The sequence below is a fragment of the Paenibacillus sp. 32O-W genome (genome assembly GCF_007679495.1).
In the GTDB taxonomy this organism is placed as follows: domain Bacteria; phylum Bacillota; class Bacilli; order Paenibacillales; family NBRC-103111; genus Paenibacillus_L; species Paenibacillus_L residui.
In genome coordinates this window covers 1-22,977 of record NZ_VEGP01000043.1, presented here as the reverse complement: position 1 = coordinate 22,977, position 22,977 = coordinate 1, and the positions used below count along the sequence as shown (strand labels likewise).

General features: G+C 48.9%; 22 protein-coding genes and 2 pseudogenes. 4 read left to right on the top strand and 20 right to left on the bottom strand.

The window, feature by feature from the left end:
• Positions 1-5: 5 nt before the first annotated feature.
• From FS806_RS25815 to FS806_RS16665, 14 genes and pseudogenes are all read right to left on the bottom strand, one after another.
• Positions 6-158, bottom strand: a complete 153-nt coding sequence (locus FS806_RS25815) for a hypothetical protein (RefSeq protein ID WP_186328401.1) — start codon at positions 156-158, stop codon at positions 6-8.
• A 34-nt stretch (positions 159-192) separates the two neighbouring features.
• Positions 193-1,089, bottom strand: a complete 897-nt coding sequence (locus FS806_RS16720; protein ID WP_144938925.1) for a hypothetical protein — start codon at positions 1,087-1,089, stop codon at positions 193-195.
• A 13-nt stretch (positions 1,090-1,102) separates the two neighbouring features.
• Positions 1,103-2,038, bottom strand: a complete 936-nt coding sequence (locus FS806_RS16715; protein WP_144938923.1) for a type II secretion system F family protein — start codon at positions 2,036-2,038, stop codon at positions 1,103-1,105.
• 4 nt (positions 2,039-2,042) lie between these two features.
• Positions 2,043-3,425, bottom strand: coding sequence for an ATPase, T2SS/T4P/T4SS family (locus tag FS806_RS16710; protein ID WP_397347676.1), 1,383 nt, complete (start codon positions 3,423-3,425; stop codon positions 2,043-2,045).
• Positions 3,426-3,437: 12 nt separating this feature from the next.
• Positions 3,438-4,415 carry a CpaE/TadZ family protein gene (locus tag FS806_RS16705; RefSeq protein WP_222126697.1) on the bottom strand — a complete coding sequence of 326 codons (978 nt, stop codon included), beginning with the start codon at positions 4,413-4,415 and terminating at the stop codon, positions 3,438-3,440.
• Complete coding sequence (locus FS806_RS16700) at positions 4,402-5,103, bottom strand: SAF domain-containing protein (protein ID WP_144938917.1); 702 nt, start codon at positions 5,101-5,103, stop codon at positions 4,402-4,404. The genes FS806_RS16705 and FS806_RS16700 overlap by 14 nt, the downstream gene beginning before the upstream one ends.
• A 221-nt stretch (positions 5,104-5,324) precedes the next feature.
• Positions 5,325-5,933 carry a TetR family transcriptional regulator gene (locus FS806_RS16695; RefSeq protein ID WP_144938915.1) on the bottom strand — a complete coding sequence of 203 codons (609 nt, stop codon included), beginning with the start codon at positions 5,931-5,933 and terminating at the stop codon, positions 5,325-5,327.
• Between the two features lie 79 nt (positions 5,934-6,012).
• Complete coding sequence (locus FS806_RS16690) at positions 6,013-7,170, bottom strand: YhgE/Pip domain-containing protein (RefSeq protein ID WP_144938913.1); 1,158 nt, start codon at positions 7,168-7,170, stop codon at positions 6,013-6,015.
• 217 nt (positions 7,171-7,387) lie between these two features.
• Positions 7,388-8,008 carry an MBL fold metallo-hydrolase gene (locus FS806_RS16685; protein ID WP_144938911.1) on the bottom strand — a complete coding sequence of 207 codons (621 nt, stop codon included), beginning with the start codon at positions 8,006-8,008 and terminating at the stop codon, positions 7,388-7,390.
• A 56-nt stretch (positions 8,009-8,064) separates the two neighbouring features.
• Positions 8,065-8,628 carry a thioredoxin family protein gene (locus tag FS806_RS16680; protein WP_144938908.1) on the bottom strand — a complete coding sequence of 188 codons (564 nt, stop codon included), beginning with the start codon at positions 8,626-8,628 and terminating at the stop codon, positions 8,065-8,067.
• A gap of 104 nt (positions 8,629-8,732) precedes the next feature.
• The gene (locus tag FS806_RS26805) at positions 8,733-9,209 is read right to left on the bottom strand and encodes a nuclease-related domain-containing protein (RefSeq protein ID WP_260982135.1); all 477 of its coding nucleotides are present in this window, start codon (positions 9,207-9,209) and stop codon (positions 8,733-8,735) included.
• A 51-nt stretch (positions 9,210-9,260) separates the two neighbouring features.
• Positions 9,261-9,866, bottom strand: a pseudogene (gene uptA, locus FS806_RS26800) (undecaprenyl phosphate transporter UptA); the annotation flags it as partial.
• A gap of 250 nt (positions 9,867-10,116) precedes the next feature.
• A complete protein-coding gene (locus FS806_RS16670; protein ID WP_144938902.1) occupies positions 10,117-11,067 on the bottom strand; it encodes an aldolase catalytic domain-containing protein in 951 nt (316 codons plus the stop codon).
• A 1,047-nt stretch (positions 11,068-12,114) separates the two neighbouring features.
• Complete coding sequence (locus tag FS806_RS16665; protein WP_186328400.1) at positions 12,115-13,125, bottom strand: IS1595 family transposase; 1,011 nt, start codon at positions 13,123-13,125, stop codon at positions 12,115-12,117.
• Between the two features lie 717 nt (positions 13,126-13,842).
• Between FS806_RS16665 and FS806_RS16660 the strand changes: the two genes are divergently transcribed.
• Both FS806_RS16660 and FS806_RS16655 read left to right on the top strand, forming a co-directional pair.
• Positions 13,843-14,295 carry a cupredoxin domain-containing protein gene (locus FS806_RS16660; protein WP_144938896.1) on the top strand — a complete coding sequence of 151 codons (453 nt, stop codon included), beginning with the start codon at positions 13,843-13,845 and terminating at the stop codon, positions 14,293-14,295.
• Positions 14,296-14,494: 199 nt separating this feature from the next.
• Positions 14,495-14,806, top strand: coding sequence for a dehydrogenase (locus tag FS806_RS16655; protein ID WP_144938894.1), 312 nt, complete (start codon positions 14,495-14,497; stop codon positions 14,804-14,806).
• 88 nt (positions 14,807-14,894) lie between these two features.
• On the opposite strand, the gene map is transcribed toward FS806_RS16655, so the two are convergent.
• The 5 genes from map to FS806_RS16630 form a co-directional block, all read right to left on the bottom strand.
• Positions 14,895-15,647 (bottom strand): type I methionyl aminopeptidase, encoded by a 753-nt coding sequence (map, locus tag FS806_RS16650; protein WP_144938891.1) that lies wholly within the window; start codon positions 15,645-15,647, stop codon positions 14,895-14,897.
• An 88-nt stretch (positions 15,648-15,735) separates the two neighbouring features.
• A complete protein-coding gene (locus tag FS806_RS16645) occupies positions 15,736-16,050 on the bottom strand; it encodes a hypothetical protein (protein WP_144938888.1) in 315 nt (104 codons plus the stop codon).
• Between the two features lie 379 nt (positions 16,051-16,429).
• Positions 16,430-17,581, bottom strand: a complete 1,152-nt coding sequence (locus FS806_RS16640; RefSeq protein WP_144938885.1) for an ABC transporter permease — start codon at positions 17,579-17,581, stop codon at positions 16,430-16,432.
• A complete protein-coding gene (locus FS806_RS16635; RefSeq protein WP_186328399.1) occupies positions 17,574-18,737 on the bottom strand; it encodes an ABC transporter permease in 1,164 nt (387 codons plus the stop codon). The genes FS806_RS16640 and FS806_RS16635 overlap by 8 nt, the downstream gene beginning before the upstream one ends.
• Before the next feature lie 28 nt (positions 18,738-18,765).
• The gene (locus FS806_RS16630; protein ID WP_144938879.1) at positions 18,766-19,701 is read right to left on the bottom strand and encodes an ABC transporter ATP-binding protein; all 936 of its coding nucleotides are present in this window, start codon (positions 19,699-19,701) and stop codon (positions 18,766-18,768) included.
• A gap of 204 nt (positions 19,702-19,905) precedes the next feature.
• Here FS806_RS16630 and FS806_RS16625 point away from each other — a divergent pair, with 204 nt between their 5' ends.
• Both FS806_RS16625 and FS806_RS16620 read left to right on the top strand, forming a co-directional pair.
• Positions 19,906-21,063, top strand: a complete 1,158-nt coding sequence (locus FS806_RS16625; RefSeq protein ID WP_144938876.1) for a sensor histidine kinase — start codon at positions 19,906-19,908, stop codon at positions 21,061-21,063.
• A gap of 20 nt (positions 21,064-21,083) precedes the next feature.
• Entirely contained in the window at positions 21,084-21,767 is a 684-nt protein-coding gene (locus FS806_RS16620; protein ID WP_144938873.1) for a response regulator, read from the top strand.
• Between the two features lie 946 nt (positions 21,768-22,713).
• Here the strand turns inward: FS806_RS16620 and FS806_RS16615 are convergent.
• Positions 22,714-22,977 (bottom strand): annotated as a pseudogene (locus FS806_RS16615) (pyridine nucleotide-disulfide oxidoreductase); the annotation flags it as partial.

Genomic DNA, 22,977 nt, shown 5'->3' with positions numbered 1-22,977 from the left:
CCCGTTTAGGGGTGAATCAATGATTTGATTTCGGTGTTGATCGAAGTTCCTTTATCTTCAATCATCTTCTTCGTTCCTGTAGTATCATTGGTTATCACGTTAGTAAAAATGACAACGACGACAATCAGCAGCATAACGGTCATTAATATATTTCTCATTCAAATCATCCTTTCCATTCGATATCGGAATTGTTCATTGCAAGGTTTGAAACAGCTTCTGTCCTTCCTGCACCCATGGATAAATAAACAGGCGGAACGTGTTCAGGATCGGAATGCCGGCCAGGACGAACAGCACGTAAGAAGTCGTTTCCTTCTTGCTTTCCTTGTACAAATCGATTCGTTCCTTGTAATCCGCGATTCTTTGCCGAAGAAGCTCATAATAGGCATCGTTCTCATTAAGCCGCAAGGAACGGATGGTCTCGGAGAAGCTGTGCGCCTCCTCGGTTCCAAGCCTATTCTTGAATTGAATCACGGCCTGTTCCGCATCGTGGTACCATTCGTTGATCAGCAGTTGAAATTCTTTGCGGATCGTGCGGGTATACGGCAGGCATCGCGTCAGCTTGCCGTGCAGATTCATTCTGGACCCGGTATAGTAAAGCAACTGATTGCTGACCGCATAGATTTCTTTAACGATCCGATGCGCTCTCTGCTTCTGAATGGCTTCCAGCAGCACACGGTCGAAGTATATAAGGAACAGCAGAACGATAGAGCCGGCCATAACATAGGTCCCGGGAATATACAAGGTGAGGTAAGGCCTGCGAAGAGAGAACCATCCTGCCAGGCCGGTGACAACAAGTAAGGCCTGCAATATTTTTTTCCATAGCTCATACCAGAACACCGAAACCGGAATCCCACAGCCCAGCAGCAGTTGTTTCCGCTCTTCAGCCATCGATCCTTCCAATGCAACGCGAAACCATTTCAGCAATAACGGCGGCGGATGCTCCCCGCGGAAGAACGGCTTCGCCCGCAGCCTTCTCCTCCTTCCCGCAATGAAAGAAACCAGCAGGAAATAAAACGCCATGAAACTAAGGGCAAACAACAGCCCGTTCAATAACCAGTTCATCCACTGCAACTCCGGGACAGCCTTCATCCCTCTCCTCCTTTCACATTCGTTTCATAGAAAGGTATACTCCCATCAGAAATCCTGCGAAGATAAGCAGTAAGGCATCTAACAGCATATTGCGGCCGGCGGCGTCTACGAAATAATAGTAATAGGCATTCTCATAGTTGATCCGGAAATTCACCAACAGAAAGACGGCCAGGAAGAACAGGGGCGAGAAGCTGGCAATCCGGATTTCGAGCAGCCGGTTGCGGGCGATCTGATCGGCCAATTTGGCCTTCCGCATATCGTCGATCAATTCTTTCAGATTTAGAGTTACGTCATTCCCCTCGACAATAGCAATTCTAAGAATGCTTGCCATATAATCCGCCCACAGATGTCCCAGAGACATCTTGAATATACGCAGCGCGTCGTCAACCTCCCGGCTCATCGACAAATTGCGGTGCAGTTGTTCAAACACAGGCTTCAACGGATAACGAATCCGATTTTCTCTCAAGGCCCGATGAAGAACATTGCGGATATTAGGATGCGGGTCCAACAAATAGGTTTGATAGACAATTTCCACAGCCGGCAGAAAATCCATCCGCGATCTCAACTGATTCGTAATCAAGCGCATCCGCAGCAATAAGTAAGGGAAGGAAGACGCGATAAGACAAAGCGCAAGGATTCCCTTAACCGAAGGGAAGAAAAGCACCGCCGTAATAAACCCGGACAAGAACAGCACTAAAGAAGTCGTAAGCAGCATGGGCAAAGTAAACCGGGAGCCCGTAGATTCCAGCAAATCAGACAGGTGCCGGTAAAGAAAGCCGCTTCGCTGCAGAAGATCAGTCAATCGGCTGCCGAAGGCGGCATTGCGAACATGATGAAGCCGGATTCTCGCCATTTTGCGGTTTGCGGCAACGAGCATAACTCCCCGAATCCCTGTGTAGATTAAGATAAACAATAGCAGCAGGAAAGCTGCTTTGGCGGCAATCAGCATCCGTTCACCCCCCTATGGCCCGCAGCCCTTCATGGCCTGCCGGATCGTATTTCCCTATTCTGCGCCAGGCTCTTTCGGAGAAGCGGAGGGGATATCGCCAGCCCTTCCGCCCATAATCATAGACGGCCAGATCGCGAACCTTCACCTCCCCTTCGACGAATTCAAATTCACCTATCCTGACAATTTTTCGCTTACCGTCCACCATCGCCATCTCAATGCCAATTTGAGTAACATAGTTTGTGATCCTTTTGGCCAGGCGCAGCGGGTCCATTCCCCGGGAATCCAGCATACACATGTCGGTAATCGCCTCCGGCACATCCTCCAGTTCATTAACGTGCACGGAAGTCATACTTCCCTGGTGCCCCCTCGTACACGCCCGAACGTATATATTGGCGTCCTCATCCCGGATTTCGGCATGTATAATTCTCTGGGGCGATTGGCGGAGCGCCAGCTTGAAGGCTTGCTGTCCGTTATGCTTACGGTCATCCTCATCGATTTCGTATTCCACAATGTTTTTGTTAGGGAAGTCGCGCTTCAGCATCAGCTCGTATCTGGATTCGATCGTAATGATTCTCTCATCCTCGGGCAGTTCCGCAATCAGGGCTTTCATCAAGTGAGTCTTACCGGAATTGGTCGGGCCGATAATGACAAGATTAAAATAAGAACGGATAACACACCGCAGCAATTCCATAATTTCCCCACTCATCGTCCCGTAACGGCCCTGACAAAGCTCCTCAAGCCGAAAGCGCTGAACGGTATAAAATCGGATCGTCAAAGTAGGAACCGATGTATAGCCGAACCCCGTCATCGTTACTCGCGAACCGTCCCTGAGCATCACTTCCGCCCATCTTTTGCGCGGATTTAATGAGTCATTATTAAATAACACCAGATTCTGCTGGATTCTCTCCAGTTCTTTAACAGAGTTCAACCGGTACGGCGACGGCCTCACCTTGCCGTTACGGATTTCAAAAATGTTCCTGCCCACGACCTGAATTTCCTCGAGCCCTTCCTTCTCCTTCAGGATAAGCTCCAGTTCCCCCAAGCCGATGACTTCGGCAAATATCGCCTCGGCTATTGTACTGTGCTTCCGGTTAGGAGGCGGCATGTCATGGATTCTTCGCTTGGCCAGCTGGTCCCGGATAATGGCGAAAATTTTCAAGCGGTCCTCCTCATAGCCCAAAACCGCACGATTGAGCATTTCACCATACTGCAGCTGTTCCTCTTCGGTTCTTCCCTTGGCCGCTACCAATTCGCTGCGGATTTCCTCCGTCCAGCGGTAGAACTCCTGAAGCTGCCTGTCCCCCCTCGCACCAAGCCCTTCATTGGAAGACGGGTGATCTTCCCGGAGCTTATTCGCATAGGCAAGGACGGAAAATTTCTTCTCCACAGCCATTCCTCCTTAAGAGATGGCCCGCGGAATCCAGCGGCCAAGCCAGCGCTTCTTGCGGGACAGATCCGTAGCTTCCATATTCCACTGCTCCAAAAATTTGCGGGGAATCCGCGCTATCGCTTGATAAAATGGATGATCGCCCGCCAGCAATTCCATCAGCTTGCCCTGATTCAATCTTTCAACCGTTTCTTCGCGCCTCGGCACCTGTGAGATAATCTCGAGGCCGGTTTCCCTCTGAATATCTTTCATTCGGATGCCGCCGGCTGCGGAGGCTTTCTCCACCTGATTGACTACCAGATGGAAGGTTTCCGGATGAAGTCCGAACATCGGTGCCATCGTCAGCATCCAGCGCTGCAAGTCCTCCTGAAAGTGAGTGAGATCCGGTGTGGTTACGATGATTCTTGCATCCGCTTCTAGCAATGCCACGACCGTTGCAGCGTTATCCCAATAAGCATTTACCTCAACAATGCACAGGTCGAATGCCGACCGGGCCGCAATCAACAGATGCTCGATATCTTCCGGCTGATAGAATTCCGCCTGCTCCCGCAAGGAGCTTCCGAAGAGCACCGACAGTCCCGGCACTCCGGGAGCCTGAACGCAGTGGCGGAGCAGCCTCTGGCGGGTCAGGCTCTGCGATTTCAGATCGGCCCGCAGATGATCCAGCGACGATGATACCTCATTCATTCCTATATAACGGTGCAGCTTGGAGCTCTTTAAATTCAGGCATAGGTAGCCCACCGACAAATGTGCGCATCGCGCGGCGCAGACAGCAGAACCATAAGAAAGAAGGGTGGTTCCGATGTTCGGCGTCGTTCCCAAATAAACTATCAATTTATTATCTCCGGAAGCCGTTCCCGTTCGGACGGAATGGGCTTGACTTGCGCAGATTTCCGGTTCCTTGTCTACCGTCATATGGGTATCCATTTTTCTGTTATCCTCCTTCTGTCTCACGGCCGGCTTCAGGCCGGCCTCCTTATCGTTCTTCAATGTCCGACATATTACTGAAAGCGATAACCAGCTTTCCGTCTTGATTACGGCAAGCGTCATCCATTCTCAGCCACTGCTCCTCGGTCAAATTCAAATTGATCTGTTCGATGTTGCCGTTGGCCTCGCGACGCGAAGCGTACATCTTCTCCTCATCGCCATTCAGCTTCGATAGGAAATGGGTATTGTTCGGATCATCGACCTCTATGTTGGCCGCCGACTTGACGGAAGCAACTACAATCTCCTCCTCAAACATGATGCGTGGGCCAGCTTTGCCGGACAGATAAATCCGTACCCGGTCCCCGGCACGGATCCCGTTGGAGATCGACAATATGTATTCCTTAGGCACCTGGAAAGTGTACTGGCCTTCTCTTGGAAGCAGTTGAAACCGGTCGAGCTTCCAATGAAGGATCGGTTCGTTCGTTCCCAGAGGTACGACCGCCTCCCTGCCTATCACCTCTTCCGCCCTGGACGCCATCTGTTCGTCATAAGAACCGATGAATATGGGCTTCATCTCGATCATATCGGACGTTATCAATGTTCCTGCCTTAATGAAGCCCTTTGGAACGACAACGTTTGTCGTCTGCTGCAGCTCCACCTGACGAACCTGAAGCAAGTAAACACCATAAACCAGCAGACAGGACAATATCCCTGCAACCAGGCTAATGAGCAAATTCCGCCTTCTGCTCAATCCATCCATCACCTCCTTCGCAGATGGGCGCCCCGCTTCGCCGAAAGACAACTGTCTAGCAACCAACGCGGAACAATAAAACAAAAAAACGCAAACTCGCGGATCTTATCCGTAAGCTTGCGTTCTTCGCAAAGTCATATATTCATTTGTAACATAATATACCAGAGCCTATTGGAATTTTCAACCGATTGTTGACATATTTTTTCTTTATTTTACAAAAATCAACCCTGCTTCTCCAATAGATCGGCTGCTCCCAACCCTCTGAAAATATATTCGGTCGTATCTCTGACCAGTTCCTCGAAGCTTGGCGGACCTTCCTGGAGAAGCGGAGAAAAATAGTCTATTTGCTTGTGAAGCAGAAGCACCCCCAGAGTGAACATAAAGGTTTGATCCAGCGAGCGAAAATGGAAGATTCCCTGCTCCCTCCCTTTTTCAAGGAGATCTCGGAATGCAGACCACAAAGGTAAAAAGTGCTTGCGAATCATATCTATTCTCGGAGAGGCCGTCAAAATTTCCTGCTGCAAAATCGTAATCAGATCGCGGTCGCTCATTCTAAAACGGATGATTTCCTGTATAAGCAATCGAAGGGCTTCCGCAGGAAGATCTTTGAAGGCTTCAATCTCAGCTATACGATGCTGCGGAAGAAATTCGTTGAACATGGCATTGAGCATATTTTCTTTTCCTCCGAAGTGATAGGAAACCAACGCAACGTTAGCGCCCGCCTCATCGCATATTTGTCTTACACTCGTCCCGTCGTATCCTTGGCGGGCAAACAGCTTTTTGGCGGCCAGCAATATTCTTTGCTTAGCATCAGGCTCAGGAGTTGTCATTTGCTTCTCCTTTAACAGTTTTCTTCTATTATGAACTGTACCCGGGACTTGTTGCAAGAGGGTGCACAAGGCCCTCAGGCTAAACAACGGCTCGGCTTATGCCCGGAAGCTCCTCCTTCTCCCGGCGGATTGCGACAGACAACACTCCAACCGCTGCGCTTATAACCATAATAACGCACAGCATGCGAATGGCCGATCCGGTTCCTTCTCCTCCGAACAACAAGTTCATAACTCCTTCTACGGCATAAGTGGCCGGAAGCAGTTGGCCTATGCCGCGATACGTATCGGACAATAGAACGGCAGGAACGAGCGCCCCCGATGTGACCAATTGAACGGACAGGCCTATAATATTGAACAGCATGCCGCCCATACCAAAAAGCAAAACAAAAGCCATTGTAAACAAGATAAATGTGAACAGGAAGAGAGACTGGAAGGCCCAGACGGTCCAGAAGCTGCTGTTAAAGGTCTCTCCCAACAGCATCACCATGGAGGTGCCCACAAGAGATACCGTAAGAGCCGTACAAATACTGATTAGAAGCAGGGCGGAATACTTCGCCCACTTGCTAAATCCTGCCCCTAACGCCTGCATCGATTGAAACAAATTCATGGAAAACAGCATCGAACCGACGAAGGAGGCCAGCACCATCATTAACGGCACCATCGAATCGGACATCCTCTCAACCGGATGTAAGCTTTGGATTTCCTTGGCCACCCGCGCGCTCACCCCGGCACTGACCGCCTGTGCCTGCCCCTCCGGCATGCCGGCTTGAACGAGAACCGCTTCCACTCCCGCAGTAGTCACTTGCTGATTAATCGTTGAAGTTATTTCCGAGGCTATGTTCTGCATAATGCTTTTGACCATAGTGGGATTGGATTCGTTGATAATGAATTTAAGTGAAACAGGTTCTCCTCCGGGCAGTCTCAGCCGTTCATGGAAACCGGCCGGAATCGCGACCACCATCTGTGCTTCCCGCTCCTTCAGCATAGTTTCGGCATCCGTAGTTGTATCGGCAGCTTTGGTTTGGAAAGGCAGCGTCCGAACGAGAGTCTCGGCGAGGGCGGCGCCCGCCTCCTGATCTTCGTTAACGATGACAACGTTCAACTGATCGAAATGATCGTTCACTTCCCTGTATCCCGTCATCCATACGACACTGAAAACAAGCTGGAACAGGATCGCTACTGCAATGCCGGTGATCGATGTTTTCTGTTTCAGAAATGCTTTGATGATCTTATACATAATCCTTCACCTCTGACTTAATTAAATGTTTATTTAAAATAAATGTTTGTTTAAATATACTTATAAATAACATAATTTGTCAACCCCCAATCCCCTTAATTCAAAATGGAATAAAAAAGAGGATGTGACGAAAGCGGGTGGCTTCCGAAACATCCCCGTTGCTTGCAAATGGCGTCTTCCGACTTTTGTTGCCTCAATCCCTTACTGCACCATGAGGCTACAGGTAAGGGTTATTTTCTCTTTCATAGCCAATGGTCGTCTTCGGCCCGTGCCCCGGATAAACCTGAATCGAATCATCCAGTTCAAACAGCTTGCCGTGAATGGAATCCATCAAATCATTCCAATTGCCTCCCGGCAAATCCGTTCTTCCCACGGACAAACGGAATAGAACATCTCCGCCGAACAGATGGCTGCCCACGAGAAAACTTACGCTGCCCGGAGAATGCCCCGGAGTATGCAGCACCTGAAAGGTAGAGCCCAGAAGCTCCAGAGTCTGTCCTTCATCCAGCGCATATTCTGCCGGGTCGGTCTGAATCGGTCCGCCGATTTCCGGCCAGCGGGCCGAGCCGTTCTTGTTCGGATTGGTCAGCCAGTCCGCCTCCGCATCGTGCAAATAAACGGGACACTGCTTCAGCTTGCGGATTTCATCCACCCCGCCGATATGGTCGAAATGGGCATGAGTCAACAGGATGGCTTCCACTTCCAAATCGCCGAGCTTGCGAATCAGCGCCTGGGGATTCATCCCCGGATCGATTACGACCGCTTTGGTCCGTTCAGGATTGGTCAGCAGATAGGCATTCGTCTGCAACGGTCCCAGCGTTACCACTTCTATGTTCATCCAGTCTCGCTCCTGTTCTAGTTCTTGCCGCAAAATAATTCCTTTATTTCTCCTCTTCAAAATGACGCAAGCAGCTCGCGCAGCTCCTTCACAATGACGTCATGATAACCGGTTCCTTCCCCGTACTGCTTAAGCATTTCCTGCCGGGCTACCTGGATTTTGTCATTGTAATCCGGGGCTTCGCGGTCCGGGTTGTTTTGCTTAAATTCAATCATAATCGCCTGCACGTGTTTAGGACGCGGTCCCCATTGTCCGAGCACATTCCCGCTGCCATCCGCAAAGATAACGATCGGCACGGCACGGCCGCCCATCGTCAGAAATTCATCCATCGTATCCAAATGCTGTTCCATTATGAGTACATCCACAGGAACACCGCTGTTCTCCAAAGCCCGGAATACGACCGGTATATTGCGAACAACATCGCCGCACCAATCGGCCATAAGGATCAGACAGCGAAGGTTACGGTCGCGAAGCGATTCGAAAAACTTCCGGTCGTCCTCGCTCTTCCAGCTAAATTGGTTGTACCACTCCATAAATTTGTCCTTGTTTTTCTCCATACCGTCCATAAACTGCTGAGGTGTAATCCCCTTGCCGATTTTAGCTGCAACACTTTTAGCCATATGCCTACCCCTCCACTTGAATAGTTTACCTGTTGTACCCATTGTATCAGAATGTACAGCAGGGTGCATAGACCGGGGGCACGGCTTCCGGGAGTCTGCCCCTTTTAACCTGTATTCCTTCCGCTCCCGGCTTCCATTAGACTCGCTATCTCCTTTACTTCAGCCACGGATAGCAGCTTTTTTGGTTTATAGCTTTGAATAACTTCCGTCAGCTGATCCGCTCTTACGGCCGTAAAAACAGGCATTCTCCCCTCTAAACGGCAATCCGGATGAACGAAGCACAACAGACCGACAACATCGGCTTCCAACCGTTTGGAGCGAAGCTTCTGCTTCACCACATATTCGTTGCGGTACAGAGGACCTGTGACGTCCTCATAGCCTTTCTCCTCCCCACGCTGGATTCCCTCCGTCGCGAGCCGGATTATCCCTGCGCAACCTTCTGTCCGGATATGAAATACTCCGTTCGGCCCGATGGCCAAATGCTCAATCACCTGCGAACTTCCACCGGCTGTTACTCGTTGGGAATGTAACACGATATAGCTGCTGCCCAGCTCTAGAAGACGTTTCCCGTTCTTGTCCATTTCCTGCTCTCCGGACACGGATGTTTCTACCGTATTCCCTTGTTCAGTAACGGAGACCTGCTTCCTCCTACGGACTATTTTAATGACAATATAAAGCAGTGTTAGAGCGACGGACACCCAGATGAACGGTTGTACGTAGGGGCCGGCAATATCGCCGATTTGCTCGAAGCTCTTGCCCAATTGCCCCAGCTTGAACCCAAGGAAAACGAAGAGAATGCTCCAAGGAATAACCGCCATTGCAGTATAAAGCGTAAAACGGCCTAACGGCATCTTCGCCATACCCGCCGGAATAGAAATCGCATGCCGTACTACCGGAATGAAGCGCGCTGTAAAGATAACTCCGGTTCCGTAGCGGTTAAACCAAGCCTCGGCCATATCTATATGTTTTTTATGAATTAGCAAATACTTGCCGTATTTCTCCAGAAAAGGTCTGCCGCCGTACCGCCCGATCCAATATACAAAAATCTGGGCGATAGTTCCCCCGATCGTGCCGAAAATGACCGCTTCTGTGAAGCTGACGTTCCCCCGATAGACGAGCAGACCACCATAAGCCAACACAATCTCGCTTGGGATAACCTCGATCATCAGCCCGAGCATAATCCCCCAATAGCCCATAGAAGTCATTATTTTCAACAGCTCATTAATCAATTCAGTCATGGCCACCCTACTTTCCCGCTGAGATTTGTTTATCGCTTGAAGTGTTGTCCACTTTTATAGTATACATACTTCTATGTCCAAAGAAAAAGAACGGGACGACCCTACACCTCAAAGCATACAGAAAATCCCCGTCAAAAGCGAATGAATAGTGATGAAAAGAAAAAGTGAATCGGAAAATATTACGACTCCAACAGCAAAAAGCCCCCTCGTCATTTAAACAAGGGGGCTGCATTAGTCTCTTCGAATATGCTTATTTGACACCCGCCGGTTCGGGAGAAGTCAACGTATCATAAAATTCCACAAAGCAGTCTTTCCGTTCGCTGTCGCGAAGGGCCATAGCTACTCGAGGATGCTCATTGAGCGTCCCGGAAATCATGTACGGAATGATGTATCCCCATTCCCATTTCTGTCTCATGGCAAGCATATGTTTTTCAATAATATCCAAAACCGGGCGCAAACGATAGTTCGGGTTCTTCAAATGGCTTACCAACAGCTCGGTAGGGCAATTTCCTGCCGCTCTGCCCATGCCGTATACGGAGGAATCGAGATAGACCACTCCTTTATTTTTGGCTGCCAGTGTATTCGAGAAAGCAAGCTGCATGTTGTTGTGCGTATGGACGCCTAGCTGCTTGCCGGGAAGCATCTGCCCGAATTTATCGGCGAGATGCTCTATATCCTTGTAATCCATACTTCCGTACGAGTCTACAATATACACGATATCTACCGGGCTCTGTGCAATTTCCGCAAAGGCTTCAACCAAATCATGCTCGAGCACATGGGACAAAGCCATAATATTCAAGCTGGTTTCGTAGCCTTTCTCATGGAATTGGCGCACCAGTTCCAGAGCTTTATCTACATCCTTGATATAGCAAGCCACCCGGATTAGATCGAGCATACTTTGTTCACGCGGTAAAATGTCATTCTCGTCCACACGTCCGATATCGACCAGAGCGGACAGCTTTGTGCGTTTCTTCTCAGGAATGACTTCTTTCAGAAAGTTTTCATCCAGAAAACGCCAAGGTCCGGAGTCCGCCCCTTTAAGCAGCTTGGGCGAGTTTTTATAGCCGATCTCCATATATTCAACCCCGGCTTCATTAAGCCCATTATATAAATCGCGGACAAACTCCACGCTGAAATCCCAATTATTGACCAGACCGCCATCCCGAATAGTACAATCCAAAATTTTGCATTGATCTCTCATTTCTGTTCCATCCCCCATTATCGCTATTCTCTATAGCCAGGAAGCGGTTAGACTACCCGCAACCCGACCCTCCGTGAACAATTCTTCCTCGAAACTTCTCGATACAGAAGATATCCAGCCATTGCTTAAATGATTCAACATAACTTAGATGATGCAACTTTGCTTAGATGATTCAACAATGCTTAGATGCCATAACCGTTGCCTCGATATCCAGTTATTGCTTCTTCACTTTCAAGCTTTTTGGCTTTTATGCTTTTATCCGTTAAAAATAGATGAATCTGTTATAACATGACGATGATTGTTTTGTCAACGGAAATTGCACGATCGATTATGAATAAACGTGGTTACATACCCTTTTGCTTATAACCTGTTTGAATTGCATATTGTGTATTGTGTATTGACCTCTCCTCTTGCTGTTTAAATACTATCTCGCATTGGTCGTGAATTTGATATAAATTCCCTTTCTACGGGCTTTTGACTATTATCCCATTGGCTCAGAATAACTAGAGGACGTGTACAAAAATACAATCTGTAAGCTGTATAGCCCCACTTGAAAGCAAACGCAGGGACATTCGAAATAATCGATACCAATTATCCCTTTTTCAAACATAGTGAAAAAAGTGCTGCACCATACGACATAACGAAAAACAGCACACTATATGCCATGTAACCACAAAACTTGCATACATGTGTACCATAGAAAGCAGCGAAACTAACAATGATGTTCCAGTAGAGATAACGAAGTCTCCCGCTCCGAACATGCACATAAAGAAGCCAGCCCATTATGCTCGCAATGAATAACAAAGTAATATACGTCATCATAATAGATAGAGTAATTGCCTACTATGTTCCAAAAGAAATAACGAGGTCTCCATCCTGGACCATACGGCATACCGAACTGCACATCATGCTCGCAAGTACGTGCACCAAAATAGATAGAGTAATTGCCTGTGTTTCGCAAGAATGACGAGGTCTCCCATCCTGGACCATGCGGCATACCGAACCAGATTATATCACGCTCGCAATCCCCTTCTCCCTTTTCAATTCTCATGGCCGAGATAAGCTCATTTCCATCGATAGCCTTATACAAGCACGGGCGAGATGTTCAAAAATAGGTACGTTCTGCAATTGTAAATTCAGACGAAAACAGAATTCATCCAGGTAATGCTGTAAATACTTCGGTCCGATCCCGTTAAATACTCGATTGGTCCACGCTCTCGCTTTGCGCAAATAATTCCGCAGGGAAGGAACGCGTTGATAATGGTAGCGCCTCGTCTCGATATCCACATCGAGCGCATCCGGGCTGACATGCTCCTTGATGAAGTGCTCGCCCGCAGACCGATAGATTCTGCCGTCCTCCATATCTTCCGGACGAACGGTTTTGATTTTGACCTGCTGAGGTACAGCTCCTTTGTCCAAGGAAGCAACGACGAATACAGGCCTCTGTTCGGGATAGAGCCCTAAGACCGACGCAGCACTGCGGAAAGGGCGATGAAAAGCTGTGCCTCCCTTCACTACACCGGTTAACGGATTGGCGTTATCAGCTTGAGACAAAGCTTGGCGAATCTTGTGAAGGATCGCCCAGGCTGTTTTATAAGTGACCTGCAGGAATGAACTGAGCTGAACGGCATTCGTGCCTCGCTCGGTATTGGCAACGAGATGAAAGGCGAGAAACCATTTGCACAGCGAAGTCCGGCTTCCTTCCATCACTGTACCAGCGATCAGGGAAGTCTGGTGTCGGCAGCTTCGGCACTCATAGAGCGGCAGCCGGCGGGAACGGATGACATACGCCTGCCTATGCCCACAACGAGGACAAGAAAAGCCATCCGGCCATTTCGCTTGATAGATGAATTGTACACAATCCTCCTGGGTTTTAAAGCGATTCCGAAAAGCTTTTTCCTCTTGCTTGAAGGCACTTTCGTCCCATTTGGAGTACCGATCCATAGACAGATTTAACAATAGATCTTGAATAATCTTCGAATCTACACTTCGACCCGCATCCGTTTCTGACTTTCGGTACACATCCGAACGGCAATCTTTATCCGCGTTTCGAGGCAAAAATGCCCCCAAGCCAAAACTCTTGTCCGGCTCTTCATCCCTCTTCGAACCGAAACTTCCAGTCCATTTTCGATACAAACCTGAATGAAAGCCACTACGCCGCTCTAACTCCATAACCTCCGAAGCAAAAGAGGACATAATAATCACCTCAAAACGAACATTTGTTTGTATTTATTATACCGAATATATGTTCCCTTTTCAATGATTTTTTAAATGAAAAGCGATGTTTAAATCGAAGTAGAATGCACTTTTATAAAGAGTTTTATGGCAAAAACTCAAACCAATCAGTCATTGAATTTTGATCAGAAGTTTCTATGTTTTTAAAGAGTCAAAAAGACGAGTGGGATACGTCTGAGCGAATGGGATAACAGTCAGAGGGACTGGAGAGGAGGTTATGAGGGCCATTCGAGAAACTGAGTAAACGGGATAGCAGCCAAAAGGGCTAGCGAAAGAAGATAGTGACAGCCAAACGGAAACTGAGTGAATGGGATAACAGTCAAAAGGTATGAGAGAGAGGGAGAATTGACATGGTCAAGCGGGGAGTAAACGGGATAACCAATCAAAGGTGTGAGGAAGAAATACTAATGCGGTTCAATAGGAACTGAGCAAATGGGATAGAATGCAAAAAAGACCGAGAAAGAGATTAGAAGGGATTGGCATGTCCGGGGCGACTCTCGCATATCTATTAAACAAAATCTATTAAAGGATGTGGCCCCCGTGTTTAAAGCATTTGTTCTAAGCAAACAGAAAATTGTCATCGTAACCGCATTTCTGGCCTGTGCTGCTGTAGCCGGACTGATTTACAATTACAGCAGGTCCTCGCAAGCCGCAGTGTCCGGCAGCTCCGAACCAGTACGGACCATCCATATGGTTACCGGTGAATTCAAGTCAACTACCGAGGACGGTAAGGAAATAGAAGCTTACCTCTGGCACCCGGGAACCGTCTATATTAATAAAGGAGAAACGGTCAACCTGAGTCTCTATGGTGTTAATGGAGCCAGCCATCCGTTCATGATTGAAGGAACGAATATCAAGGGCGAAGTGCAAAAGGGCAAGGAGACGATCGTTCCCTTCAAGGCGGACAAAGAAGGCACTTATCGTCTTATTTGCCTGACTCATCCCGACAGTTCTCAGCACGGGCCTATGATTGCATACCTCGTCGTCGATTAATGCTTTCTGCGGAAAAGATTAAAGTCCGCTATAGCCTTTCTTTACAAAGACTAAAGTTCCGCCGCAGCCTTTCCTGCACAATTATTATAGTTCCACTGCAGCATTTCCTGCATAAAGACTAAGGTTCCGCTGTAGCCTCCTCCACTGTAAATGCATATTCTGCATGTATAAGTGTTGAGAAAGGCAGGTAGCCCGGCCGATGAAAGAGAATAAAGAACCACATGCAAGATCACTGCCGACAGCCAGAACGATCCGCAGAACTTGCAACCGGGAATTATATCGGACCATCAAAAAACTGAAAGTCTGGATCCCTCCCGAGCAAGTTGCCCAAGCTGAAAAAATCTATTACAGCAAGGTCATTTCCAATTTGCTCTGGATCCATGAAAATGGCAGCAAAAGAAAAGTATTGGCCGACTGGTGGGAAGAACATGTCTGTCCGGAAATCGCATCTCTGTGGAAGGTGGAACCGGCAGCTCTATCCAAAGCCTTTCGCGAATCCTTCGGAGGATAAAGAATGGTCAGGCCGTCCAAGCTCCGATTGCATGGTAAAAGCCCTTCAACCCATAAAGGTGGAAGGGCTTTTGCCAATCAGGAGCAGCTTAAATGGTCTGATCTGTCAGAATGAGCGGGCCGTCTTTCGTAATGGCGATGGTGTGTTCATACTGTGCGGACAAGCTTCCATCGACTGTTCTTGCGGTCCAGCCATCCTCCTCAATTCTCGCGGCATAGCTGCCGATATTCAGCATCGGTTCGATCGTGAAGACCATGCCTTCTTTCAAACGGGGGCCTTTGCCAGCCGGCCCGTAATGCGGGACCTGCAGGTCTTCATGCATAGTCCGGCCGATGCCATGGCCGATAAATTGGCGCACGACAGAATACCCTCGGGATTCCGCGAAAGTTTGAATGGCATTGGAAATATCGCCAATTCGATTGCCTATAACCGCTTTTTCGATCCCGATATATAGCGATTCCTTCGTCGTATCCAGCAGTGCCTTGGCCTCCTCGCTCACCTGTCCGACCGGGTAGGACCAGGCAGAGTCGGCCATCCAGCCATCTACGCTGAATACCATATCGATGGTGACGATGTCTCCTTCCACTAAAGGCTCCTTCTTGGGAAAACCGTGGCAGATAACATCGTTTACTGAAGCGCATGTAGCATATGGATATCCGTGATACCCTTTTTGTTCGGGGATCGCCCCGTTCTCCTTCGTAAACTGCCTTACAAATTCTTCAATTTCCCATGTTGTCGTACCGGGACGAATCCGCTTGGCAATTTCACGATGACAGGCAGCCACCAATTCTCCTGCTTTTTTCATCTTGGAGATCTCTTCGGGTGTTTTCAATATTATCATGTAAGCTCCTCCAGACATGTAATCTATACAATGCCCGCTGCTGAAAAAACATGCGGCCAGGCATTGAAATCCATTGAGAACCTCTTCGTCACAAACCTATCTCGGTTACCATCGGGATAACGATTAACAGAATCCCGGACAGAACTAGTATAGATAAAGTTGCGGCATAAGGCAATTTGGCGGCCCGTTCGCTTTTGTACCAGCCGTTAAATTGAAGCACATTCCGATACAGAACAAAAACCAGCAGCAAATTGGCTATAGCGGCAACCCCCGCATAGGACGGACCATCCAGCCCGACCTGATTATATACCGTCAGTTCCACCATCCATAAAAGAGTGCCTCCCAGCACTAAAATCCCGAGAATCCTCGCTAGCTCAACAAGAAACAGCAGGGGTTTAAGCATCTCCAATCCCTCCCTTTATAAAGATCCTCCGCCAATATAGTCCTCCACCAGCCTTCCACTTCTTTATTCTTACCTATAAGACATGGAGGCCCTGGCGGCGAATTCGGCAATGGAAAGTGCGATACCGCAGGATTAAAAGGGTGTCCTGCGATCAGAAGATGAGTTTATTGCTTTCAAAGCATACTCCAGACTTTATTTTAACACAAGGTTACAATATTTGGAATTGCATGGCCCTCCGGGGCTGTCCCCTGTCTTGCCAATATCTCCGAAATTATGCCATAACAAAAGCACCCTACCCGAAACGGTCAGCACCTGCGTGAGTGCCACCCTATAGGGTAAAGTGCTTTATATCTTTACGGCCAGGGGGATCTTAGCGGAATCAGGCGGTCTCCGTTTCACTCGGTCTGAGTACCGCCGCGCCGAATCCAAGCAAAATGACGGCAAACAAACCCAGTATCCCCAAATGGAGAACGACTTGCGATAATCCGTCTCCCGCGGCCAGCCGGTTAATCGCTTCAATGGCCCATTTCTGCGGAACAATGTTCGCTGCTTTCTGCATGTATTCCGGCATAATGTCCACCGGCCAGTAGCACCCGCCAAGCATGCAGGTAGGGGTAACGATCAACGTTTGCACCGTAGCCACATTGTTACGGTTGCGAACCAGTCCGGCCACAGCCAAGGAAATGCCCAGTGCAGCCAACAAGAAACATTCCATCACCAGCCATTGCTGCAGGAGCGGCATGCCGAATGAAAACCGCAGAACATACCTGGCAAAAAGAAGGATCAACAATATCTGAACCGTTCCAAGAAATAGGCTGCCCAAGAAATTGCCGGCCATGATCTGGTAGGAACGGACGGGAGCTGCATACATTCTCTGCATCGTCCGATTTGTGCGGTCATCCAGAATTGTAGAGATCGAATTGTTCACCAGCATCATGACGAACATGATCAGCATTCCCATAGAAGTAGATATCGCCTCATTGACGGCCAGTCCGGAGTTTTCGACGACGGCCCTAACCTTATTCTTCTGCTGCTCGGACAGAACTTGCAGCATTGCGGCCTCCGCTTCTGCAGAATTAGGAATCTGTGACGAAAGCAACCGGTAAGTTCCCGTCATCCCCCTTATTTGTTCGTTCAGCTTTTGCTTCAGCACTATTCCGGACTCGGACACGCCTAGTTCAAACCACTCAACTCGCGGAGTCTCGCCGCTTGTCAGCTTGGAGGAATACCCTTCCGGGATGAACAGTCCCGCCACACTCTTCTTGTCAATGACTTGAAGTCGGAGAGCTTCCGTATCCTCTGCTTCGACAAAGCTGTAGCCGGTTGATGCCTGCAGCGCATTGATCAACCGTTCTCCGAGCGGCCCCTGATCCAGATTGGCATAGGCTACCTGGACTTGCTGCCCGCTGTTTCCCAACAGAACAACTACTAGCGACACAACCAATGCGGGCAGCGCCAGGAAAACAAGAAGGCTCTTTCCCTTGCCGATCGTACGCTTAACGATATTCGCCGCAATATACAAGCTATTCATAAGAACCCGCCTTCCGGTACGTGATTACTGAAGCCGCAAGTAGACCTGCACAGATGACCGCCAATACGGTCACATAGTAAGCAATGGCTGATGGACTTTCATTCAGCATGACGCGGAGGTAGCCCTGGAAAGCCCAATGACTGATCGTGAATTTGCCGAAAATATCCGCCAAATCTCCTACCGCCACAAATCCGCCGCTCAAGAAGGTCATCACAACAATAATCAGATTGAACAAGGAATTAGTCTGCTTGGAATCTTTAGCCAGACTGGCGATGATCAGCGCCAGACACATCGAGGCTATAACCATCAGTATAGAAATAAGAATGACGATAACGGGACGGGAACCCCAGTTCACTCCGTAGAGCCACCAGGTGAGCACGATAATCAATACAGACTGTATGATAGCGACCAGACCATTAGCGGAAATTTTACCGAAGACAACCGCCCTTGTAGTGACAGGCATCGCAGACAGCCGCTGCAAAGTATGGTTCTCTCGTTCGCTTACGAGACTATTGGCCGCCCCCATCCCGGCAAAAAGCACGAACATAATCAGCATCGCGGCGGCATAATACTGCGAGGCCGTGTAGCCTGTCGAACCATCGGCCAAAGAATGAGCGGAGACATAATCCCCCTCGTCCGGCAGCATGACTGCAGCCGAGACGGCCTCGCCGCTGCCTATTCCGGTTACAAGCGATAACGCCTGCATCCGATTCGTTTCCTCCAGAAAGCCTTGCATCATCATCTGTGCGGTCAGACTCCTGGTGGAATTCTTGCCGGTCAGCATCCTCCATTCCGCCTCTTCCCCGGCCAATACCGATGAGCTGAAACCTGCCGGAATGATGACGGCCAGATCGGCCTCCCCCTCTTTCAGCATTGCCAGCGCTTCTTCCTCCGCTGCCGGGAATTCCGCCTTTAACCGATCGCGAATCCCCTCTGAGGCCAGGAATTGCTCCAGTCCCTGCTGCAGAGCCCCCTGATCCTGACTGACAACGGCCACCTTCACTTCCTCTAGCGGCTGATCCGTATTCATGAAAGAAGACAACGCCGAGCCCAATATGAAAATCAGCAGCAGTGGCAGCAGCAGCTGCAGAAGATAAGTAGATTTATTCCTTAATATCCGCACCAGTTCGTACCTGGCCGTTACTAATAATTGCATCGCCATCCCCTCCGGTTTTCATTCAAAATTAGTCTCTCAGCTTCCGGCCGGTGAGCAGCAGGAACAACGATTCCAGGTCGGGCTCAATCCGGTTAAGCGATTGAATCTTGACCTGATGCTTGGACAAAACAAATATTAGATCCCGCAGGCACGTTTGCGTGGATTTGGAGTACACTTCCAACAAAGTTTCGTCCCGGACGATTCTTTCGATCAAAGGATGACGTTCCAATTCCAGTAAGGCCTCGTCATTTACACAGTCCGTCTGAATGACGATCTTCTCTTCCTGAGCCGCCTGTTCGATCAGCTCACTTCTCGTTCCGCACGCAATAAGACGGCCATGATCCATTATGCCGACCCTAGTGCTGATAGCCTCCACTTCTTCCATATAGTGGCTTGTATAGATGATAGTGCTCCCCATCCGATTCAGCTCTCTGACCGACTCCAGAATATGGTTACGAGACTGGGGGTCAATTCCGACTGTCGGCTCATCCATGATGATAAGCTTCGGACGGTGCATAATGGCACAGGCGATATTGAGACGGCGTTTCATTCCCCCGGAGAAGGTGATCGGCTTATCGTTCTCTTTGTCAGTCAAGCCGACGAATGCAATCGCCTCCTCCACCCTTTGCTTCAATTCCCTGCCCCTTAAGCCGTACAGCTTGGCGAAGAAGGTTACATTTTCTCTGGCGGTCAAGGTTTCGTATATGGCCAGCTCCTGAGGGACCAGTCCGAGCCTACCTTTCACCTTGAAAGGGTCTTTAGCGACGGATATTCCATCAACGATCATCTCGCCGTGATCGATTCGACCAAGACCGCAAAGCATCTTGATGGTAGTGCTTTTACCGGCTCCGTTCGGTCCAAGGAGACCGAAGACTTCCCCTTCCTCGATGTTCAAATTCAGATGGTCCACTGAGAGCTTGCCGCCGTAGCGTTTGACCACATTTTTGATCTGGATAAAACTCATCCTCGACTCCCCCTTGCCTGATCTCGCAATTTTTCTGATCTGTCACCATTGTAACGCGGACTCTAATGGAGGAAAGGTCAAAGAAGTCACCACTTTAAGGTGACTTAAGTCATTTTGTTCGGCATCAAGGCAAAAAAAACTTCGGCTTCCGCCGACCTGTGCTATAATTTGGCGTATAAATTCTGACTGGTAGGAGTGGCGGAATTGACCTATTCGTTAGCCTGGCTGCGATATATACTCCTTGTGTCGGCCGCACTCGGCACGCTATTCATCGGCGACCTCCGGCCAAGCAGCTATCCCCTGTTTACGATAACAGCCTTGCTGTTAATAGGGGTTGCCCAGCTTGCCGACAAACGGGAACGCTTAATGCAGCTGCTGATTGTCGTTGAATTGACTTTGGCGGTTTGGTTAAACGTGACATTCGGAGGTCTATACTTCATATCTTTCTTTAGCACGCTTATTCTGCTTTTTAGGCCGCCCCTCGGCTTCCACTGGCCGCGCCTGACCTTATTCGGATTGTGCTGGGCGGGACTGGCCTTCTCGATAGCGGAACAATCCCTTATTTTCATTACGGGGATTCATTTCCTGTTCGCAGCCTTCTCGGTGCTAATGTACAAGTGGGCAACCGCCTCGGGTCGCAGCCGGGAAGTGGAACAATTATATGACGAGCTTCGCCGCAAGCATTATGAGTTGGAGGAAGCCCGTTCCCGCCTGGTCGACTATGCCCGTAAAGTCCAATTAATTTCCCAGATGGAGGAAAGAAACCGGATTGCCCACGATCTGCATGACGACCTGGGTCATTCCATCACCCGATTAAAGATGATGATGGAAGCGGCAATCCGCCTTGCGGATTCGCAGCCGGAGAAAACCTATGAGCTCATGAATCAGGTCAGAGATCAACTGGGTTCCAGCATGGAATCGCTGCGCCGGACCGTCCGCAGGCTGCAGCCGGATGAACAGCTTCGCGGCCAATATTCCCTTCATAAATTGATCGAGGAAGCATCGGGGCAGTTTGGCATACCGGTAAGCCTCCAGACCTCGGGCGTACCCTATCCGCTCTATCCGAGCATTGAATTCGCCTTATACCGCAACGTTCAGGAAGCGATCACGAATGCGATCCGGCACGGCGGAGCCCGGTCCATAGACATCCGAATGCGTTACGAACCGCAGCGGGTTGTGCTTAGCATAAGCAATGACGGAGACCCCCCGGAGGAAGATCCGTTGGCGCGTCCAGGGTTGGGAATAAACGGAATGCAGGAAAGGGTCAAGCTGCTGGGTGGCAGCTTGTCGGTAGAAACGGGGCCTCCCTTCACGGTGACCACCATTGTGCCTCATCCCGCAGGCAGCTCATACTTTTCGTAGGATACTAAAGGAGGATTGAAATGATTCGTGTATTGCTCGTCGATGACGATTCTTTTATTCGCGAAAGCTTAAAATATATTTTGGATATGGATGAAAAAATAAATGTGCTGCACACCTGTTCCGATGGCAAGCAGGCTTATGATTACGTTTGTTCGGTAGAGGGGCAAGTAGATGTCATTCTAATGGATATTCGGATGCCGGAATGTGACGGAGTGGAAGGAACGAAGCTGATCAAGGACCGGTTTCCACATATCCGCGTTCTAATTCTTACGACCTTCGACAATGATGATTACATTATCGAAGCCATTAAAAACGGCGCTAACGGCTATATGCTTAAAAATGTATCTCCGGATCGCATTCTCGAAGGGATTCAATCCGTATCCCAAGGCAATATGCTCATCCATCCCGAGATTGCCAATAAACTAAGCAGCTTCTTGCGAGCATCGAACAGCCATCCCCGTATCCGTAAATCGGGTCCGGACAACTGGGGGTTAACGCCTGCCGAGCTGAAAATCGTCCAGGGCATTGCCGATGGCTTATCGAACAAGGAAATAGCCAACACCCTGTTTCTGAGCGAGGGGACCGTCAAAAACTATGTAACCGAAATTTTGCATAAGCTGGAGCTGAGAGACCGAACTCAGATTGCCATCTTTTATTTAAAAAATTCAACTCCATCTGACGGAAATCATTCGCAAAACCCTTAATGCTGCAACAAATTTAGCCAGGCTTTTAGGATTTTAGGATTTTAGGATTTTAAGCTTTTAGGCTTTTGGCTTTTAGGCTTTTGGCTTTTAGGCTTTTGGCTTTTGGACTTTTAGACTTCTCTTCAGAGGCCGTTTCCGGATGCTCCCTTATGGAAAGATACCTCCTAAAGTGGAACATTAGATGGGAGAAAGTTTACCGATGTCCACCTCTCTCTTCCGACCGTCGGATTAGTCTACACGTACCAGCATTTATCCCTTTTGGAGAGGCTTTGGACTGTTATCCCCTTGTCTCAGAAAAAAGGATCAATGACCGCGTTCCATCGTAAAGGCTTCGTCCATTTAGACCCCCATGCCGCTGACCGCGACACCATCAGATGATGAAAATGGATGGGTTTTCAAGGTAGAATAGAGTTGAATTGCTTTAATAGTGTGAAATTTGAAAACTAAATGGATTTCATACAGTTAGATTTCTATATTCGGAAGAAATATGGAAACTAACTGGAAAACCTACAGCTAGTTTGCGCCAAAACAGCCGTTTCGCCCAAAGTTGCCCATTTTAACTGTAGTTTATCCAGTTAGTTTGATCATTTTCGCCCATTCGCTTGAATCTACCTGTACAAAATACAGTTAGACGTGCCGCTCCGCTTGCAACGATGCCTGCAGACGGTAAAATAGACGGATTTTCAAGGTAGTTTAATCATTTTCTATCGTTCACTTCATTTTACCTGCATAAATGCAGTTAGCTGCTGCAAATGAAGGGGAATCCAAGGAGAGCAGATCACGATATGGTACTTCTTTATTACCCGGATATCTAGCTTCTTTTAAAAAGGAAGTTACCGTTTAAAACCACGCAGAGTCAGTGCAAAAAAACCGGAAGCTAGAGTTAGCCTCCGGTTTGATCCGGGGTGCACATCGGAAGCAAGAACTTCAGATTATCCCACATCACCTATAGAACATCATGGTCCACGTAACGTTCTCCGTTCATTTCGCTGATCACATTGATGGCTACCTTGGCGCCGTCACCTGCGGTAATGATCGTATGTACACTAACTCCCGCACAAGTGCCTGCGGCCCAGATGCCGTCGATGTTTGTTTTTCCGCTGGAGTCCACCTGAATGATGGTTTTCACACGTGGCTCCGTACCGGGCACCGTCTTGATTCCGCTTTTTTCCGCGAGGTCGGTTAAGAAGCCGGTAGCCAGTATGACGTG

What these genes read in the sequence shown, in the direction of transcription:
- FS806_RS25815 (WP_186328401.1), bottom strand. Translation starts at nt 158, where the DNA reads ATGAGAAATATATTAATGACCGTTATGCTGCTGATTGTCGTCGTTGTC.
- FS806_RS16720 (WP_144938925.1), bottom strand. Translation starts at nt 1,089, where the DNA reads ATGAAGGCTGTCCCGGAGTTGCAGTGGATGAACTGGTTATTGAACGGG.
- FS806_RS16715 (WP_144938923.1), bottom strand. Translation starts at nt 2,038, where the DNA reads ATGCTGATTGCCGCCAAAGCAGCTTTCCTGCTGCTATTGTTTATCTTA.
- FS806_RS16695 (WP_144938915.1), bottom strand. Translation starts at nt 5,933, where the DNA reads ATGACAACTCCTGAGCCTGATGCTAAGCAAAGAATATTGCTGGCCGCC.
- FS806_RS16690 (WP_144938913.1), bottom strand. Translation starts at nt 7,170, where the DNA reads ATGTATAAGATCATCAAAGCATTTCTGAAACAGAAAACATCGATCACC.
- FS806_RS16685 (WP_144938911.1), bottom strand. Translation starts at nt 8,008, where the DNA reads ATGAACATAGAAGTGGTAACGCTGGGACCGTTGCAGACGAATGCCTAT.
- FS806_RS16680 (WP_144938908.1), bottom strand. Translation starts at nt 8,628, where the DNA reads ATGGCTAAAAGTGTTGCAGCTAAAATCGGCAAGGGGATTACACCTCAG.
- FS806_RS26805 (WP_260982135.1), bottom strand. Translation starts at nt 9,209, where the DNA reads ATGGACAAGAACGGGAAACGTCTTCTAGAGCTGGGCAGCAGCTATATC.
- FS806_RS16670 (WP_144938902.1), bottom strand. Translation starts at nt 11,067, where the DNA reads ATGAGAGATCAATGCAAAATTTTGGATTGTACTATTCGGGATGGCGGT.
- FS806_RS16655 (WP_144938894.1), top strand. Translation starts at nt 14,495, where the DNA reads ATGAAAGAGAATAAAGAACCACATGCAAGATCACTGCCGACAGCCAGA.
- map (WP_144938891.1), bottom strand. Translation starts at nt 15,647, where the DNA reads ATGATAATATTGAAAACACCCGAAGAGATCTCCAAGATGAAAAAAGCA.
- FS806_RS16645 (WP_144938888.1), bottom strand. Translation starts at nt 16,050, where the DNA reads ATGCTTAAACCCCTGCTGTTTCTTGTTGAGCTAGCGAGGATTCTCGGG.
- FS806_RS16640 (WP_144938885.1), bottom strand. Translation starts at nt 17,581, where the DNA reads ATGAATAGCTTGTATATTGCGGCGAATATCGTTAAGCGTACGATCGGC.
- FS806_RS16635 (WP_186328399.1), bottom strand. Translation starts at nt 18,737, where the DNA reads ATGCAATTATTAGTAACGGCCAGGTACGAACTGGTGCGGATATTAAGG.
- FS806_RS16630 (WP_144938879.1), bottom strand. Translation starts at nt 19,701, where the DNA reads ATGAGTTTTATCCAGATCAAAAATGTGGTCAAACGCTACGGCGGCAAG.
- FS806_RS16620 (WP_144938873.1), top strand. Translation starts at nt 21,084, where the DNA reads ATGATTCGTGTATTGCTCGTCGATGACGATTCTTTTATTCGCGAAAGC.